Source organism: Enterococcus sp. AZ141 (genome assembly GCF_051714385.1).
Lineage (GTDB): Bacteria > Bacillota > Bacilli > Lactobacillales > Enterococcaceae > Enterococcus_D > Enterococcus_D entomosocium.
Genome location: NZ_JBIORT010000001.1, coordinates 2,656,313 through 2,672,739 on the forward strand (window position 1 = coordinate 2,656,313; position 16,427 = coordinate 2,672,739).

A 16,427-nucleotide genomic window follows, 5' to 3' on the forward strand; every position below is an offset into this window, starting at 1 on the left:
TCAAGGTAATGTGTTATTGACCTTTACTGACCATGATTCTATTATACTAACTTTTTGTCAGACTGCAAGAATTTTACCTTTAAAAATTTTCCCTTCGATTTCACTTATAGAAGCGGTCTTTTAAATAAAAAGTAATTCCTATATAATAGAAAGAAAGAGGTGAGAATAGACGTTGGAGAACAGAGATTTTGCTGCAGAAGTAGTACGTTTACGCAATGGAGAGATCCAAGAATTGATTGTCCAACAGCCGGAATTTCTGGCGTTTAGAGATGTCTGGCTCCAGTTGGAAGACCGGTCTTCTTTTGTCGGAGAAGCGGGGTTAAATGGGAAGATCATCTACCGTTATGTGCAAGAAAATAAATAGGACATTTATTTCAATCGTTTATTTAAGAGAAAACGGTTGTCTATCGAGGAAAAAAATGGTAATCTTAACAGTTGAAAGGGCGATTTTTTTCGGGTATCATTGCATGCATGGAAATTTTGCCTTCACACAAAAAAACGTATCATAAAGGAGATTGATCAATATGGAAAAGAAAGATTTTCACGTAGTTGCTGAGACAGGGATTCACGCACGTCCAGCTACATTATTGGTTCAAACAGCAAGCAAATTCAACTCTGATATCAACTTAGAGTACAAAGGTAAATCAGTAAACCTTAAATCAATCATGGGCGTAATGTCATTAGGTGTTGGCCAAGGTTCTGATGTAACTATCACTGCTGAAGGTGCTGACGAAGCAGATGCAATCGCTGCAATCGTAGAAACAATGAAAAAAGAAGGTTTGTCTGAATAATGGTTGAGATGCTAAAAGGAATTGCTGCTAGTGATGGTGTAGCCGTTGCGAAAGCCTACCTGTTAGTACAACCTGATTTATCTTTTTCAAAAGTATCAGTTGAAGATACTGCAGCAGAGGAAGCACGCTTAGATGATGCGTTAGCGAAGTCAACAGCGGAATTACAACAAATCCGCGACAAAGCAGCGCAAACTTTAGGTGAAGCAGAAGCACAAGTATTTGATGCTCATTTAATGGTTCTTTCAGATCCTGAGATGATCGGTCAAATCAAACAAAACGTGACAGATAACAAAGTCAATGCAGAAGCTGCATTGAAAGAAGTTACTGACATGTATATTGGTATGTTTGAAGCAATGGATGACAATGCTTACATGCAAGAACGGGCAGCTGACATCAAAGATGTTGCTAAACGTATCTTGGCGCATTTGTTGAATGTGACTTTGCCTAATCCTTCAATGATCAACGAAGAAGTAGTCGTTGTTGCGCATGACTTGACACCAAGTGATACCGCACAATTAGACCGCAACTTTGTTAAAGCTTTTGTAACAGATATCGGTGGACGTACTTCTCATTCCGCAATCATGGCACGTTCTCTTGAAATCCCAGCAATCGTTGGAACGATGGAGATCACTGCAAAAGTGAAAGCGGGCGACATCTTAGCTGTTAACGGCATTATCGGTGACGTTATCGTCAACCCGACAGATGACCAAGCGGCTGAATTTGTTGAAGCTGGGAAAGCCTACGCAGATCAAAAAGCAGAGTGGGAAAAATTAAAAGATGCTGAAACAGTTACGGCTGATGGTAAGCACTTTGAATTAGCTGCGAACATTGGTACACCAAAAGATTTAGAAGGTGTCCACAACAATGGTGCAGAAGCAGTCGGTTTATACCGGACTGAATTCTTGTACATGGATTCTCCTGATTTCCCAACAGAAGAAGACCAATATAAAGCGTATAAAGCAGTTCTAGAAGGAATGGCTGGAAAACCAGTGGTTGTCCGCACAATGGATATCGGTGGCGATAAAGAACTTCCTTACTTAAAATTGCCTCATGAAATGAATCCTTTCTTAGGCTATCGTGCATTGCGTATCAGCTTGTCTGAACTTGGGGACGACATGTTCCGTACCCAACTTCGTGCGTTGTTACGTGCTTCTGCTCATGGTAACTTACGTATTATGTTCCCAATGGTGGCAACATTGAAAGAGTTCCGTACAGCGAAGAAAATGTATGAAGAAGAGCGTCAAAAATTGATTGACGAAGGCGTTGAGATTTCTAACGAGATCCAAGTCGGAATCATGATCGAAATTCCAGCAGCAGCTGTCTTAGCAGACAAGTTTGCGAAGGAAGTTGACTTCTTCAGTATTGGTACCAATGACTTGATCCAATACACAATGGCTGCAGACCGCATGAATGAACGCGTGTCTTACTTGTACCAACCATACAACCCATCCATCTTACGCTTGATCAAAAACGTGATCGATTCAGCGCATGCTGAAGGCAAATGGGCTGGTATGTGTGGAGAAATGGCCGGCGATCAAACTGCTGTGCCACTTCTTGTAGGTATGGGCTTAGATGAGTTCTCAATGAGTGAAACATCTGTTCTGAAAACACGTAGCTTAATGAAACGTTTGTCAACCACTGACATGCAAGAATTAGCAAAACGTGCTTTAGAAGATTGCGATACAATGGAAGAAGTTGTAGAGTTAATCGAACAGTATGTAAAATAATCATTTCTAGGCAACAAGCAATTTTTGCTTGTTGCCTTTTTTTGTTTTAAGAAGACATTTTGTTTGATTTGACTTGCAACAACTTACTACTTTTTTCAGAAAACGAACAGTTTTGTCATATCTTGGAATTAAGCTATGATTCCCTGAGTTTTTCCCGTATCATGGTTAAATGGGGAACAAAATCTAGGACCATGGTAGGAGTATCTCTGCGATCGCCTATGGTATACTAATATCAGATATAAGCATTTCCAAGGAGGAATCATCTTTGAAAGTACTTCTTTATTTTGAAGGAGAAAAATTATTAGCTAAATCAGGTATCGGTCGCGCATTGGCCCATCAGCAACGAGCGCTGACATCTGTCGGGATTCCTTTTACTCTTGATAAAAATGATGAGGATTATGACATTCTTCACATCAACACGTATGGAATCAATAGTATGCATATGGTCAATAAAGCCAAAAGACAAGGAAAAAAAGTGATTTACCATGCCCATTCTACAGAAGAGGATTTTCGGAATTCATTTATCGGTTCAAATCAGCTTTCGCCATTATATAAAAAATATTTGATCAATCTTTATTCCAGAGCCGATCAATTGATCACCCCGACCCCTTATTCGAAAGAACTTTTGGAAGGGTATGGTATCCAAGTGCCGATCGAAGCGATCTCAAACGGGATCGATCTTGACAAATATCAGCCGGATCATGAGAAAGAAAAAGCCTTTCGTGAGTATTTTCAGCTTTTACCTGATCAAAAAGTCATTATATCGGTCGGCTTGTTTTTTGAACGAAAAGGCATTCTTGATTTTGTAGAGATAGCTAGACAATTGCCTGAATATACGTTTATCTGGTTTGGTCATACACCAATGATGACGATTCCTAAGCAGATCCGCGACCTTGTCAATGAAGACCATCCAGAAAATGTGCTGTTTCCCGGCTATATCAAAGGAGACATCATCGAAGGGGCATATTCAGCGGCTGATCTGTTCTTCTTTCCTTCCTATGAAGAAACAGAAGGGATCGTGGTCCTTGAGGCGTTAGCCAGCCACCAAAATGTGCTTGTTCGGGATATTCCAGTATATAAAGGGTGGCTAAGCAATGGGCACAATGCATACATGGAGAAAACCAATCAAGGGTTTATCGAGAAAATCAAAGGAATCGTAGATGGCACGTTGCCACAGTTAAGTGAAGCGGGTTATGAAACGGCCAAGCAAAAGAGTATTGATGAAATCGGATATGAGCTAAAAGAAGTTTATACAAAAGTGATGAATACGGAATAAAGAAACTAATGTAAAGTTTGGAGGTACCGTTTTGAAAATCGGATTTTTTACAGACACCTACTTCCCCCAGGTAAGTGGTGTGGCGACATCGATCAAGACATTGAAAGAAGAGCTTGAGAAAAAAGGCCATAAAGTGTATATCTTTACTACGACTGATCCCAATGCTGATCTAGACGAAGAAGATATCATTCGCATGCCAAGTGTCCCGTTTGTGTCCTTCAAAGATCGGCGAATCGTAGTGCGCGGCATGTTGTATGCCTATTTGATCGCCAAAGAGTTAGAGTTGGAATTGATCCATACCCATACCGAGTTTGGCTCTGGGATGTTAGGGAAAATGGTGGGGCGCAAATTGCAAATTCCTGTGATCCATACCTACCATACGATGTATGAAGACTACTTGCACTACATCGCCAATGGGAAGGTCTTACGGCCGTCTCACGTGAAATATCTTTCGCGGCTATTTGCCAACCACTCGACAGGTGTTGTTTGTCCAAGTGAACGAGTCATCGATACGCTGAAGGGGTATGGTGTGGTTTCACCGATGCGGATCATCCCCACAGGGATCGAAGTCGAGAAGTTTCGTCGACCGGACATTACATCTGAAATGAAAAAAGAATTGCGGGAGAAATTAGGCATCATTGAGGATCAACCCATGCTGCTTTCCCTCAGTCGTATTTCTTATGAAAAGAATATCCAAACGATCATCGATGGAATGCCGGAAATTCTAACCAAGATTCCTGATGCGCAATTAGTGATCGTTGGGAAAGGTCCGCATAAAGAAAAATTAGAAGAAAAAGTGGTGGATATGGCGCTAACTGACCATGTTCAATTTGTCGGCGAAGTGGCGAATGATAAAGTGGCGATCTATTACCACGCTGCCGATTACTTCGTCAGTGCCTCCACTTCAGAAACACAAGGACTGACATACACGGAAGCGATGGCTGCTGGGACACCGTTAGTCGTTGAAGGCAATGATTACTTAAACACCTTGATCGATGATCCATCGTTAGGGGTCACCTTTGAGAGTGATCGGGATTTCGCAAAAGCATTTATTGATTATTATGAACAAAAGATTCCTGCTGATCCCGAAGTTCTTTCTAGGAAGATGTACGAGATCTCGGCATTACGCTTTGGTGAGTCGATGCTGTCTTTTTACCATGATATGGTTGCCTATTATGAAACCGAACGCATCGAGAAAGAAACCGAGCAGACGTTAGAAAAATTCAAAGTCAAATTAAAGGCTTTTCGCCGAACGATCGATTAAACAGAAAATTTTCGCAAGTTCATGTTTTTAGCGTATACTAAAGACATGAACTTTTTTATTTTGGAGGGATCTGCATGAAATTAGGATTTATCGGTACTGGTGTCATGGGTCAAGCGATGGTTGGTCATCTCTTAGCTGCAGGACATACAGTGAATGTTTACAATCGGACGAAAGCAAAAACAGATGAACTCGTTGCGAATGGAGCAATTTGGTGTGACACCCCAACAGAAGTTGCATCAGAAAGTGAAATCATCTTTACAATGGTTGGTTATCCATCCGACGTTGAAGAAGTTTACTATGGACCTCAAGGGATTTTTCAAACGGCTGTGACGAGCAAAACATTGGTGGATTTTACCACCAGTACACCTGATTTGGCAGAACGAATCTACCAGACAGCGAAGGAAAAAGGAGCAGCGAGTATTGATGCGCCAGTTTCTGGTGGTGATCTTGGTGCGAGAAACGCCACGCTAACGATTATGGTTGGTGGCGATGAAGAAGCTTACCAACAAGTAAAACCACTTTTTGAAGTATTAGGAAAGACGTTTCAACTTCAAGGAGGGGCAGGAAAGGGGCAGCATACGAAAATGGCCAATCAGATCATGATTGCCGGAACCATGACGGGGATGACAGAAATGCTGGTCTATGCGAACCAAGCCGGTCTTGATTTACCACGAGTGATTGACACGCTTTCTGGCGGTGGGGCAGCCAATTGGTCCATGACGAATTACAGTCCTCGTATCCTAAAAGAGGATTATTCACCAGGCTTTTTTGTCAAACATTTCATCAAAGATTTGGGGATCGCTTTGGATGAGGCTAAGAAGATGGGATTGGATTTGCCGAGCACCACTTTAGCTAAAAAATTGTATGATCAGTTGGCTGAAAAAGGCTATGAAAATGACGGAACGCAGGCGCTGATTAAACTTTGGTGGCAAGATGGAAAAAAATCTTAAAATGACAAAAAAAATACGAAAAATCAATGCAAGATAGAGGATGTTTTGATACAATATAACGGACAGAAAAAGGAGGCTTACGAATGAAAAGTTCGCAATTAGTCGCTATCATCAAACGTTTAGAAGCGATGGTCGAAGCGCAAGACAATGAAGTTCAAGTACGTCGTTTTGAAAAAGAAGGCGTCGAAAAATGTACCGTTACTTATGACAATTCGACAGAAACGTTTGAATTAACGGAAGCAGAATCAAGTCAATCTTATCAATTTGATAATGTTGATATTGTAGCCATGGAAATCTATGATTTGATCCAATAAGAATGAGTGGGACGTTCGTCGTCGCTTTCTCATTTCTATACAGCAAGCCTACTTGGGCTTGCTGTTTTTTATTTTTCTGCTGCTTTTTCTTGGCGATACAGGTGATTAAGGATGATCCCTAATGGATCGAGATCTTCCGGGGCTAAAGGAAGCGCAGCGCTTGCTGGCGGATGTGGCTGGAATGTTTCTTCGGGAGAAAGAATGTTTGTTTGGATCAACTTACCAAAGCTGACTTGATAGTATTTGAGTTGAGTCGTCTGTGATACTGGCTCCTCTAAGTCAAAGGGAATCGAAAAAATCACTTCCGGTTCTTGAATGAACTGATTGACCCTCACGATTTCTTGGTAAAAGCTTTCTGCTAAATGGATCTCTCGCTGCAGTACACTAGCTTGTTCAAACAATAAGTGATCAATCAGGTATGCCAAGCGTTTTTTAAGGAGTGAAAAACAGTATGTCTTCTTTCCTGCAAAAAAACAGCCGATCTCTCGCCACTTCTCTTCCAAGGGATACGCCTCCATTTGAGGGAGTTGTTTACGTAAGGTTAATAGCGTCAGTTCGTTGACAGTCGGCAATTGAAACGTTTCTGACAATAATTGAAACAACACAGGCAATTTTTTTGTTTGCCGAAAGGGGCCATAACTGCCAATTTGTGGTGTTTGAGTGATCGTGAAGCTATGATTCGTCAAATCAACAAAGCAATAGTTCGCTGAATGGTTCATTTGTCGGTTGTAGATAGGATGAAAAGCTTGGATCAAACGACATTCAAGTAATAGTGCATCCAATTCTGTATCTGTTTCGATCGTTTCAAAATCAACGACATTATAAACAAGTCGAAGCACCTTATTGGCATGCTGCTGGTTTTTTCGGAAGTAGGAAACGACACGCTGCTTCAATGATTTGGCTTTTCCCACATACAAGACTTCGTTGTGTTGATCTTTCATTAGATAAACGCCAGGCTTTTCAGGCAGTGCATTTGCTTTGTTTTTTAGAAACTCTTTGTTCGGATTCATCGATCTTTCCTCTCCTTCCTTCAAAGAGTAGCAGATGAGAGCGGAGAGAGCAACGTTTGCTGGCCGTTGACAAGAAAAAAATAGGAATAGAGAGGAGACAACGCAATGATAAACTTTGACATTCAAAGGAAATTTCTCTATAGCGGAAACGGATTATTTTGTCAACTCGCAGCTTTTAGAATCTTAGAAAATCAGTTCTCAAATAAAAATGTGCTTAAAAATAAAAAAAGTTCGAAAAAATTCTTGCATTTCTCAATAACTTCCGATATAGTTTGACTATCAAATGATTTGATTATCAAAGTATTCGGATGGTGAAGGTTATGGAACCCAATTTAGAAACAGTTAATGACTACTTAGTCAGCGTCTTTAATGACATCTTAGTGATTGAAGAATCTGAATTGAAAAAATCTCAATTCAAAGACCTTTCAATTACCGAAATGCATACCATCGAAGCCATCGGGATGTACAAAAAAAAGACCACGACTGAAGTTGCCAAAGAGCTTTCGATCACTGTTGGGACTTTGACCATCGCGATCAATCGTTTGGTGAAAAAAGAATATGTAGAACGGATTCGCAGTGAAGATGATCGGCGAGTCGTCAAACTAGGTTTGACGAAAAAAGGAAAACTCCTTTATCGTGTTCATCAGCATTTTCATCGTGAGATGGTGAAGGGTGTCTTGAGTCAGATGTCTCCTGAAGAGGAACAGGCACTGTTGAAAGCACTGAAAAATCTGCATGACTTTTTACAAGATTATAAGTGAGAATAATGGATGAATATGTTTGGAAAAATTACCGCGACTGCAAGTTATGTTCCAGAAAAAATCGTAACAAATGATGATCTATCAAATTTGATGGATACTTCAGATGAATGGATCCATTCTCGCACGGGAATCAAACGAAGAAGAGTCGCTGTCGGCGAAAACACTTCAGACCTTTGTATTCGCGTCGCTCAAACGCTCTTACAAGATGCTCAGCTTTCAGCAGAAAGTCTAGATTTTATCTTGGTAGCGACGATCACACCGGATTTTAATACACCGGCGGTTGCTTGCCAAGTCCAAGGGGCGATTGGGGCAGTCAATGCCTTTGCTTTTGATATCAGTGCAGCATGTGCTGGTTTCGTGTATGCATTGTCTATGGCTGAAAAACTGATTCGAACGGGCGCTAAAAAAGGATTGGTCATCGGTGGAGAAGTACTTTCAAAAGTCTTGGATTGGAACGACCGTTCGACGGCTGTTTTATTCGGAGATGGTGCCGGCGGTCTATTGTTGGAAGCATCTTCAGAGCAGCATTTGCTCAAAGAGTCTTTAAAAGCAGATGGGACGCGAGGCATGTCCTTAACATCTGGTTTTCGCACGAATGAGAATCCTTTTTCACAAAACGCTCCGGCGTATAGTGCTTGTATGCAAATGATTGGACGAGAAATCTTTGATTTTGCGACGCGTGATGTGGTCGCCTCGATCAATGATCTGACACAAGATGAAGCAATCGATTATTTTTTGCTTCACCAAGCAAATTCACGTATTTTAGACAAAGTTGCTCGCAAGCTGAAGCAGCCCCGTGAGAAATTTTTGCAAAATATGCAAGATTATGGCAATACTTCGGCAGCCTCGATTCCGTTATTGCTAGATGAAGAAATCAAACGAGGTACACTGTCCCTTGGCAGTGGTCAAAAAGTGGTGTTCTCAGGTTTTGGCGGCGGATTAACATGGGGAACTATGTTAGCCACCTTATAACTTGTTCACGAAACAAAATTACTATTGAAAAACACATTGGAGGAATATACACATGGTATTCGAAAAAATTCAAGAAATCGTAGCAGAAGAATTAGGAAAAGAAAAAGAAGAAATCAAATTGAACACAAACATCCAAGAAGATTTAGAAGCAGACAGCTTGGATCTTTTCCAAATCATTAACGAGATCGAAGATGAATTCGATGTGAAGATCGAAACAGAAGATGGTATCACAACCGTTGAAGATCTAGTTAAATATGTAGAAAAACAACAAGCATAAAACAAAGGCTAGGCAGACAGCCTAGCCTTTCCTTTTTAAGAACGTGTTTTTGCTGATTCATAGACGAACTGCAAGAAGCCATGTTCTCCAACGACAACGATCAAAGTAATGAAGGAGTACAAGATGAAGACAGCCTTTTTATTTAGCGGTCAAGGCGCACAGTACCCCAAAATGGGAGAAGAGCTCTATCACCAAGAAGCCATCGTTCGTGAGACGTTTGAACAAGCCAGCACCATTCTAGGATATGATATGGCGGAGCTATGCTTTACTGAAAACGAACGTTTAAACCAGACGGAATATACGCAGCCTGCCATCTTAACGGTAAGTACGGCTTTTTGGCGTCTTTTGGATGCGCAAGGAATCAAAGCAGATGCTGTTGCTGGCTTGAGTTTAGGCGAATATACAGCCTTAGTCGCTAGTGGTGCGCTTGATTTCCAGACAGCAGTCGCATTGGTACAAAAGCGCGGTCGGTATATGGCAAGTGCGGCGCCAGCAGGTGTTGGGAAAATGGTTGCTGTGATGAACACACCCGCTGAAACGATTGAAGAAATCTGTAAAGAAGCAAGTCAAGTCGGGATCGTGACACCAGCGAATTACAATACGCCGCAGCAGATCGTCATTGGCGGTGAAGCGCCGGCAGTGGATAAAGCGGTGGAATTGTTACAAGCTGCTGGAACCAAACGGGTGATTCCTTTAAATGTCAGCGGTCCTTTCCATACCGCTTTGTTGGAACCCGCATCGCAGCAATTAGCACAGGAATTAGCTCAAATTACCTTTGATGAGTTGCAAGTACCTGTCATCAGCAATACGACCGCGCAGCCGATGCAGCAAGACCAAATCAAGGAACTGTTGACGTTGCAAGTGAAATCACCAGTGCGTTTTTACGAAAGCATTGCGACACTGAAGGAACTTGGCATCCAACAAGTCATCGAGATCGGACCAGGAAAAGTATTGAGCGGTTTTATGAAGAAAATAGACAAAGAAATCCAGACTGCGCGTGTAGAAGATAGCCAAACGTTGGCAGATACACTAGCCCGATTCAACTAGGAGGAATTTATGGATCTGCAAAATAAAAACGTCTTTGTAACTGGTAGCTCGCGAGGGATCGGTTTTACTATCGCGGAAGCCTTTGCCAAAGAAGGAGCGAATATCGTTTTAAATGGACGAAAAGAAATTCCCCAGTCACTGATCGATCGCATCACCAGCTACGGCGTGAAATGTGTAGCGATCAATGGGGACATTTCTGATTTTGATCAAGCGGCAGCCATGCTTTCGGAAGCAGAAGCGGCAGTCGGGCCGATCCACATTTTGGTCAATAATGCCGGGATCACGAATGACAAATTATTGTTGAGAATGAAACCGGAAGATTTTGATTCCGTGATCAAAATCAATTTGACTGGTACCTTCAATATGACGCAGCACGCGTTGAAAAAAATGATGAAGTTGCGAGAAGGCCGCATCATCAATTTGACGAGTGTGGTCGGCTTGACGGGAAATATCGGGCAAGCCAACTATGCGGCAAGTAAAGCTGGCGTGATCGGTTTTACGAAATCTGCCGCTCGTGAAGGTGCCGCTCGGGGGATCACCTGCAATGCGATCGCCCCAGGATTTATCGAAACAGAGATGACTGAAGTGCTGTCGGATAAAGTCAAAGAACAATCATTGGCAACTATTCCATTACAGCGTTTTGGTTCCACACAGGATGTTGCGCAAACAGCAGTCTTTTTAGCAAAAAGCCCCTACATCACTGGTCAGGTGATCAGTGTAGACGGCGGGATGGCAATGCAAGGGTAGGAGGAAGAAAAGATGAATCGAGTAGTAGTTACAGGATACGGCGTCACTTCTCCAATCGGAAATGACCCAGAAACTTTTTTAGCAAGTTTACAAAACGGGACCAACGGCATCGGCCCGATTACAAAATTTGACGCAGAAGCAACAGGGATCTCAGTTGCCGCTGAAGTCAAAGATTTTCCGTTAGAAAAGTACTTCGTTAAAAAAGATACGAAGCGGATGGATCTTTTTTCCATTTATGGAATTTATGCGGCCTTAGAAGCGATGGAAATGGCGAAGTTAGATACAGAAACCATTGATGTGGATCGTTTTGGCGTGATGGTTGGTTCGGGGATCGGCGGCTTGCCAACGATTCAAGACCAAGTGATTCGAATGCATGACAAAGGAGCAAATCGGGTATCACCAATGTTCGTACCGATGTCGATCGTAAATATGGTTGCCGGCAACATTGCGTTACGGGTAGGTGCGAAAGGCATTTGTACGACGACTGTTTCCGCCTGTGCTTCTGGTACCCATTCAATCGGTGAAGCTTTCCGAAACATCAAGCATGGCTATGCAGATGTCATGATCGCTGGTGGTTCAGAAGCGACGATCTGTGAAATCGGTATTGCTGGTTTTGCTTCTCTGACGGCGTTAACCACTGAATCAGACCCTGACAAAGCTTCCGTTCCGTTTGATAAAAATCGTAGTGGATTTGTCATGGGTGAAGGCGCTGGCGTCTTCATTTTAGAATCATTGGCGCATGCACAAAAACGTGGGGCAACGATTTTAGGTGAAGTCGTAGGGTACGGTGCGAACTGTGATGCCTACCATATGACTGCGCCAAACCCTGATGGATCAGGTGCTGGAAAAGCAATGAAATTAGCGATGCAAGAAGCGGCGATTACCCCAGCTGAAGTTGGTTACATCAATGCCCACGGTACAAGTACGCCCGCCAATGACAGTGCAGAAGCGACATCGATCCAATACGGATTGGGCGAAGACTATAAAAAACCATATGTCAGCAGTACAAAGTCAATGACTGGTCATTTGCTTGGGGCGGCTGGTGGAATCGAAGCCATTGCTTCACTATTAGCATTACAACATCAATTTATTCCACCAACCATCAACGTGACAGAACAAGATCCTGAGATCGACTTGAACGTTGTTATCAATCAAAGCCAACCAGCAGAATTAACCTATGCCATGAGTAATTCACTTGGGTTTGGCGGTCATAATGCAGTGATCTTGCTGAAACGTTGGGAGGAAGCGTAATTGGAAACACATGAGATAAAAGAGCTGCTCAGCCAATTCGATCAATCGACGTTAACTGAGCTTCAATTAAAAAAAGAGACGTTTGAACTTTATTTTAATAAAAATACGACAAGTGGGCTACAAAATGCACAATCTACACCTGCGCCTGCTCCTGCAGCGAATGCTGCGCCAACTCCTGTTGTACCAACGCCTGCTGTCTCAGCGACACCTGACACAGTAGAAGCGGCGAAACCTGTCTTAGAGGGCAAAGAAGTTGTCTCGCCATTAGTGGGTGTCGTTTATTTGAAACCAAGTCCTGACAAAGATAACTTTAAGCAAATCGGCGATCACGTGAAAAAAGGCGATATTCTTTGTATCGTTGAAGCGATGAAAGTCATGAATGAAATCGTCAGCGACGTCGATGGCGAATTGGTTGAAGTCTTGGTTGAAAGCGAACAAATCGTTGAATTCAATCAACCATTATTCCGTGTGAAAGAAGGGTAAAGCAATGAGCGCATTAACGATTCAAGAAATCAAAGAAATCATCCCTCATCGTTATCCGATGCTTTTAGTGGATCGGGTAGAGGAGTTAGAAGAAGGCAAACGGGTCGTTGCGAAGAAAAACGTTACCATTAATGAGCCGTTTTTCCAAGGCCATTTTCCCCATGAACCAGTGATGCCTGGAGTATTGATCGTGGAAGCAATGGCGCAAGCAGGTGCTGTGGCATTATTGTCATTGGAAGACTTTCGTGGGAAAACTGCCTACTTTGGCGGTTTAGACAAAGCAAAATTCAGAAAAAAAGTAACACCAGGCGATACCTTGATCTTAGAAGTAGAAATAATCAAAGTAAAATCTGCAGCCGGCATCGGCAAAGGAATTGCCTATGTTGATGGGAAAAAAGTGGCGGAAGCAGAATTGACTTTCATGATTGGATAGGTGAGACATGTTTTCTAAAGTATTGATCGCAAACCGTGGCGAAATCGCCGTACGTATCATTCGCGCTTGTCGCGAATTAGGTATTCAAACGGTCGCCGTTTATTCAGAAGCAGATAAAGAAGCGTTGCACACAGAGCTTGCCGATGAAGCGATTTGTATCGGACCTGCCAAAGCAGCTGACTCTTATTTGAATGTACAGCAGATCCTAAGCGCTGCGATCGTCACAAAGGCTGAGGCGATCCATCCCGGCTTTGGCTTTCTTTCAGAGAATAGCCGTTTTGCTGCGATGTGCGAGGAATGCAATATCGTCTTTATTGGGCCAAAGAGTGAGACTATCGATGCAATGGGAAACAAAATCAATGCAAGACGCTTGATGATCGAAGCAGAAGTACCGGTTATTCCCGGAAGCAAAGGCGCGATTTCTGATGTGGAAGAAGCTTTAACGATCGCTGAAGAGATTGGTTACCCGGTCATGCTCAAAGCAGCAGCCGGCGGTGGCGGTAAAGGGATACGGAAAGTCGCCGATAAAGAAGCGTTACCACATCATTTTGCTTCGGCACAGCAAGAGGCGAAAGCGGCATTTGGCAACGATGAAATGTACATTGAAAAAATCATTTACCCTGCTCGACACATAGAAGTGCAAGTGTTAGGTGATTCTTTTGGTAATATTATCCACCTTGGTGAACGCGATTGCTCGCTGCAACGCAACAACCAAAAAGTGTTGGAAGAATCTCCTTCTGTGGTGATTTCTGAAAGCAAACGAGCAGAGCTAGGAGAAGCAGCGGTACGTGCCGCACAAGCGGTAGGGTATCGCAATGCCGGCACGATCGAGTTTTTAATGGCAGACACTGGGGCGTTTTATTTCATGGAAATGAACACTCGAATCCAAGTGGAACACCCCATCACTGAAATGGTGACGAACATTGATCTAGTCAAAAAACAACTCGAAGTTGCTAGTGGCGAACCGCTAGGCTTGACACAAGCAGACATCAAGATGACAGGTGCGGCAATCGAATGTCGGATCAATGCAGAAAATCCAGCCTTCAATTTTGCACCGTCACCAGGCAAGATCAACAATTTATTTCTGCCTGGTGGAGGCTTGGGTGTACGGGTAGACAGTGCCATGTATTCCGGCTATACGATCCCGCCTTATTATGATTCCATGATCGCTAAAGTGATCGTTCACGGCGAGAACCGTTTTGAAGCATTGATGAAAATGCAGCGGGCGTTAGCTGAATTAGTGACCGATGGTGTCATTACGAATGCAGAATTCCAAATGGACTTGATCAGTCACCCGAAAGTGATTGCGGGAGACTATACAACCGCCTTTTTACAAGAGGAATTTTTGCCAAATTGGACACCTGAACAATAGGAGGGAAGTTGAGTGGCTTTATTTAAGAAAAAAAACTACATTCGCATCAATCCTAATCGAGGTCAGCTGCCAACGAACGAACCAGTCGTCCCAGATAATCTTTGGGCGAAATGTCCTAGTTGCAAACGAACGCTTTATACGAAGGAGATGGGGGCAGAAAAAGTCTGTCCCCACTGCGGGTATAATTTCCGGATCAGCGCCTGGGAACGGATCGCTATCACGATTGATGAAAAAAGTTTTGAAGAATGGGACACAGATGTTACCACAAAAGATCCCCTTGATTTCCCAGGGTACCTGGATAAAGTCGCACAAATGCAAGAAAAAACTGGTTTGCATGAGGCTGTTCTAACGGGAGAAGCCAAAGTTCGAGGATTGCCGTTAGCAATCGGTGTCATGGATGCGAATTTCATCATGGGCAGTATGGGAACGGTCGTGGGGGAGAAAATCACCCGTTTGTTTGAACGTGCGATCGAAAAACAGCTACCAGTTGTTCTTTTTACCGCTTCGGGTGGGGCTCGGATGCAAGAAGGGATTTTGTCACTGATGCAAATGGCGAAGATCTCCGCGGCAGTAAAACGCCACAGTAAAGCTGGCTTGTTTTATCTAACGGTTTTAACGGACCCGACCACCGGTGGCGTTACCGCTAGTTTTGCGATGGAAGGGGATATCATCCTGGCAGAACCGCAAGCATTGATCGGTTTTGCTGGACGACGTGTGATTGAACAAACCATTCGTCAGGAACTACCTGAAGATTTTCAAAAGGCAGAGTTCCTGTTAGATCATGGCTTTGTCGATCAAATCGTTCCACGGACGAACTTGCGGGAGAAAATCTACCATTTGATTTCTTTGCATACGCGGAAAGGATGGAATCGCAATGACTAGAGCAGCCCACGAAATCGTTGAACTCGCTCGCAGCAAAGACCGCTTGACGGCACTGGATTACTTTGAAGGCATTTTTTCTGAGTTTGAAGAGTTTCATGGAGACCGTCTGTTTGGCGAAGATGAAGCCGTTGTTGGCGGGATAGCTTGTTTAGATGGCAAGCCAGTGACCGTGATCGGTATTCAAAAAGGCCGTAATCTACCTGAAAATTTACGCAGAAACTTTGGCTCACCACATCCTGAAGGCTATCGAAAAGCGTTACGCTTAATGAAGCAAGCAGAAAAATTTCAGCGACCTGTGGTCACATTGATCAATACAGCAGGGGCGTTTTGTGGTATTGGCGCGGAAGAACGGGGAGAAGGTGAAGCGATTGCCCGTAACTTGATGGAAATGTCCGATTTAACGGTGCCGATCTTGGCAATCATCATTGGTGAAGGCGGCAGCGGCGGTGCTTTAGCACTGGCTTTAGGGGATGAAGTGTGGATGATGGAACATTCGATCTATGCCATTTTATCTCCCGAAGGCTTTGCTTCGATCCTATGGAAAGAGGGTAGCCGGGCCAAAGAAGCTGCTGGTTTAATGAAGATCACTGCCCAAGAACTATTTGAATTAGGCGTTATTGAAAAAGTGATTGCTGAAACCCATGAAGAGGCCTTTTTACCGAAAGAGCAATTGATGGAACAGATGAAAGCGGCAATTTCAACGAAACTCGCTGAACTTTCTACGTTGCAAACAGAAGAATTGCTTGAGGCAAGGTATCAGCGTTTTCGCCGATTTTAACAACTAGGATATCCACTCTGATTAGAGAGAGGGTATCCTAGTATTTTTTTATTAAAAGTGTTATTGAATAAATCGTGCAAATGACGAAGTTT

At 43.1% G+C, this 16,427-nt stretch carries 19 protein-coding genes; 18 read left to right on the forward strand and 1 reads right to left on the reverse strand.

The features are described from left to right. The first annotated feature begins 172 nt into the window (after positions 1-172). The 7 genes from IGI89_RS12225 (at position 173) to IGI89_RS12255 (ending at position 6,322) form a co-directional block, all read left to right on the forward strand. Positions 173-364 (forward strand): hypothetical protein, encoded by a 192-nt coding sequence (locus IGI89_RS12225; protein WP_005235564.1) that lies wholly within the window; start codon positions 173-175, stop codon positions 362-364. Positions 365-524: 160 nt separating this feature from the next. Beyond that, positions 525-791: a phosphocarrier protein HPr gene (locus tag IGI89_RS12230; protein WP_003126335.1), complete on the forward strand. Its 267-nt coding sequence runs from the start codon at positions 525-527 to the stop codon at positions 789-791. Continuing rightward, positions 791-2,518, forward strand: coding sequence for a phosphoenolpyruvate--protein phosphotransferase (gene ptsP, locus IGI89_RS12235; protein WP_438735710.1), 1,728 nt, complete (start codon positions 791-793; stop codon positions 2,516-2,518). Before IGI89_RS12230 ends, ptsP begins: the two co-directional genes overlap by 1 nt. A gap of 265 nt (positions 2,519-2,783) precedes the next feature. Continuing rightward, a complete protein-coding gene (locus IGI89_RS12240) occupies positions 2,784-3,794 on the forward strand; it encodes a glycosyltransferase (RefSeq protein ID WP_005235568.1) in 1,011 nt (336 codons plus the stop codon). A 31-nt stretch (positions 3,795-3,825) separates the two neighbouring features. Next, positions 3,826-5,058: a glycosyltransferase family 4 protein gene (locus IGI89_RS12245; RefSeq protein ID WP_430601006.1), complete on the forward strand. Its 1,233-nt coding sequence runs from the start codon at positions 3,826-3,828 to the stop codon at positions 5,056-5,058. Positions 5,059-5,132: 74 nt separating this feature from the next. After that, positions 5,133-6,008 (forward strand): NAD(P)-dependent oxidoreductase, encoded by an 876-nt coding sequence (locus IGI89_RS12250; protein ID WP_430601005.1) that lies wholly within the window; start codon positions 5,133-5,135, stop codon positions 6,006-6,008. 83 nt (positions 6,009-6,091) lie between these two features. Next, positions 6,092-6,322, forward strand: coding sequence for a YkuJ family protein (locus tag IGI89_RS12255; RefSeq protein WP_005225886.1), 231 nt, complete (start codon positions 6,092-6,094; stop codon positions 6,320-6,322). 68 nt (positions 6,323-6,390) lie between these two features. On the opposite strand, the gene IGI89_RS12260 is transcribed toward IGI89_RS12255, so the two are convergent. After that, complete coding sequence (locus IGI89_RS12260; RefSeq protein ID WP_430601004.1) at positions 6,391-7,332, reverse strand: GIY-YIG nuclease family protein; 942 nt, start codon at positions 7,330-7,332, stop codon at positions 6,391-6,393. A 320-nt stretch (positions 7,333-7,652) separates the two neighbouring features. Between IGI89_RS12260 and fabT the strand changes: the two genes are divergently transcribed. The 11 genes from fabT (at position 7,653) to IGI89_RS12315 (ending at position 16,335) form a co-directional block, all read left to right on the forward strand. After that, positions 7,653-8,093 (forward strand): fatty acid biosynthesis transcriptional regulator FabT, encoded by a 441-nt coding sequence (gene fabT / locus IGI89_RS12265; RefSeq protein ID WP_008378199.1) that lies wholly within the window; start codon positions 7,653-7,655, stop codon positions 8,091-8,093. Positions 8,094-8,102: 9 nt separating this feature from the next. Further along, positions 8,103-9,065 (forward strand): beta-ketoacyl-ACP synthase III, encoded by a 963-nt coding sequence (locus IGI89_RS12270; protein ID WP_005225889.1) that lies wholly within the window; start codon positions 8,103-8,105, stop codon positions 9,063-9,065. Positions 9,066-9,117: 52 nt separating this feature from the next. After that, on the forward strand, positions 9,118-9,342 hold the full coding sequence (locus IGI89_RS12275; RefSeq protein ID WP_005225890.1) for an acyl carrier protein: 225 nt from the start codon (positions 9,118-9,120) through the stop codon (positions 9,340-9,342). 123 nt (positions 9,343-9,465) lie between these two features. Then, positions 9,466-10,389: an ACP S-malonyltransferase gene (fabD, locus tag IGI89_RS12280; RefSeq protein ID WP_144330612.1), complete on the forward strand. Its 924-nt coding sequence runs from the start codon at positions 9,466-9,468 to the stop codon at positions 10,387-10,389. A 9-nt stretch (positions 10,390-10,398) separates the two neighbouring features. Next, the gene (fabG, locus tag IGI89_RS12285) at positions 10,399-11,136 is read left to right on the forward strand and encodes a 3-oxoacyl-[acyl-carrier-protein] reductase (RefSeq protein ID WP_016620362.1); all 738 of its coding nucleotides are present in this window, start codon (positions 10,399-10,401) and stop codon (positions 11,134-11,136) included. A gap of 12 nt (positions 11,137-11,148) precedes the next feature. Beyond that, complete coding sequence (fabF, locus tag IGI89_RS12290) at positions 11,149-12,387, forward strand: beta-ketoacyl-ACP synthase II (RefSeq protein ID WP_016610185.1); 1,239 nt, start codon at positions 11,149-11,151, stop codon at positions 12,385-12,387. Next, positions 12,388-12,870 (forward strand): acetyl-CoA carboxylase biotin carboxyl carrier protein, encoded by a 483-nt coding sequence (gene accB / locus IGI89_RS12295; RefSeq protein WP_016612188.1) that lies wholly within the window; start codon positions 12,388-12,390, stop codon positions 12,868-12,870. It begins immediately after the preceding gene. 4 nt (positions 12,871-12,874) lie between these two features. Next, a complete protein-coding gene (gene fabZ, locus IGI89_RS12300) occupies positions 12,875-13,303 on the forward strand; it encodes a 3-hydroxyacyl-ACP dehydratase FabZ (RefSeq protein ID WP_005225895.1) in 429 nt (142 codons plus the stop codon). Between the two features lie 7 nt (positions 13,304-13,310). After that, the gene (locus tag IGI89_RS12305) at positions 13,311-14,675 is read left to right on the forward strand and encodes an acetyl-CoA carboxylase biotin carboxylase subunit (RefSeq protein WP_005235585.1); all 1,365 of its coding nucleotides are present in this window, start codon (positions 13,311-13,313) and stop codon (positions 14,673-14,675) included. Between the two features lie 12 nt (positions 14,676-14,687). Beyond that, entirely contained in the window at positions 14,688-15,557 is an 870-nt protein-coding gene (gene accD / locus IGI89_RS12310; RefSeq protein ID WP_005235586.1) for an acetyl-CoA carboxylase, carboxyltransferase subunit beta, read from the forward strand. Next, positions 15,550-16,335 (forward strand): acetyl-CoA carboxylase carboxyl transferase subunit alpha, encoded by a 786-nt coding sequence (locus IGI89_RS12315; protein WP_430601002.1) that lies wholly within the window; start codon positions 15,550-15,552, stop codon positions 16,333-16,335. The genes accD and IGI89_RS12315 overlap by 8 nt, the downstream gene beginning before the upstream one ends. Positions 16,336-16,427 lie beyond the last annotated feature (92 nt).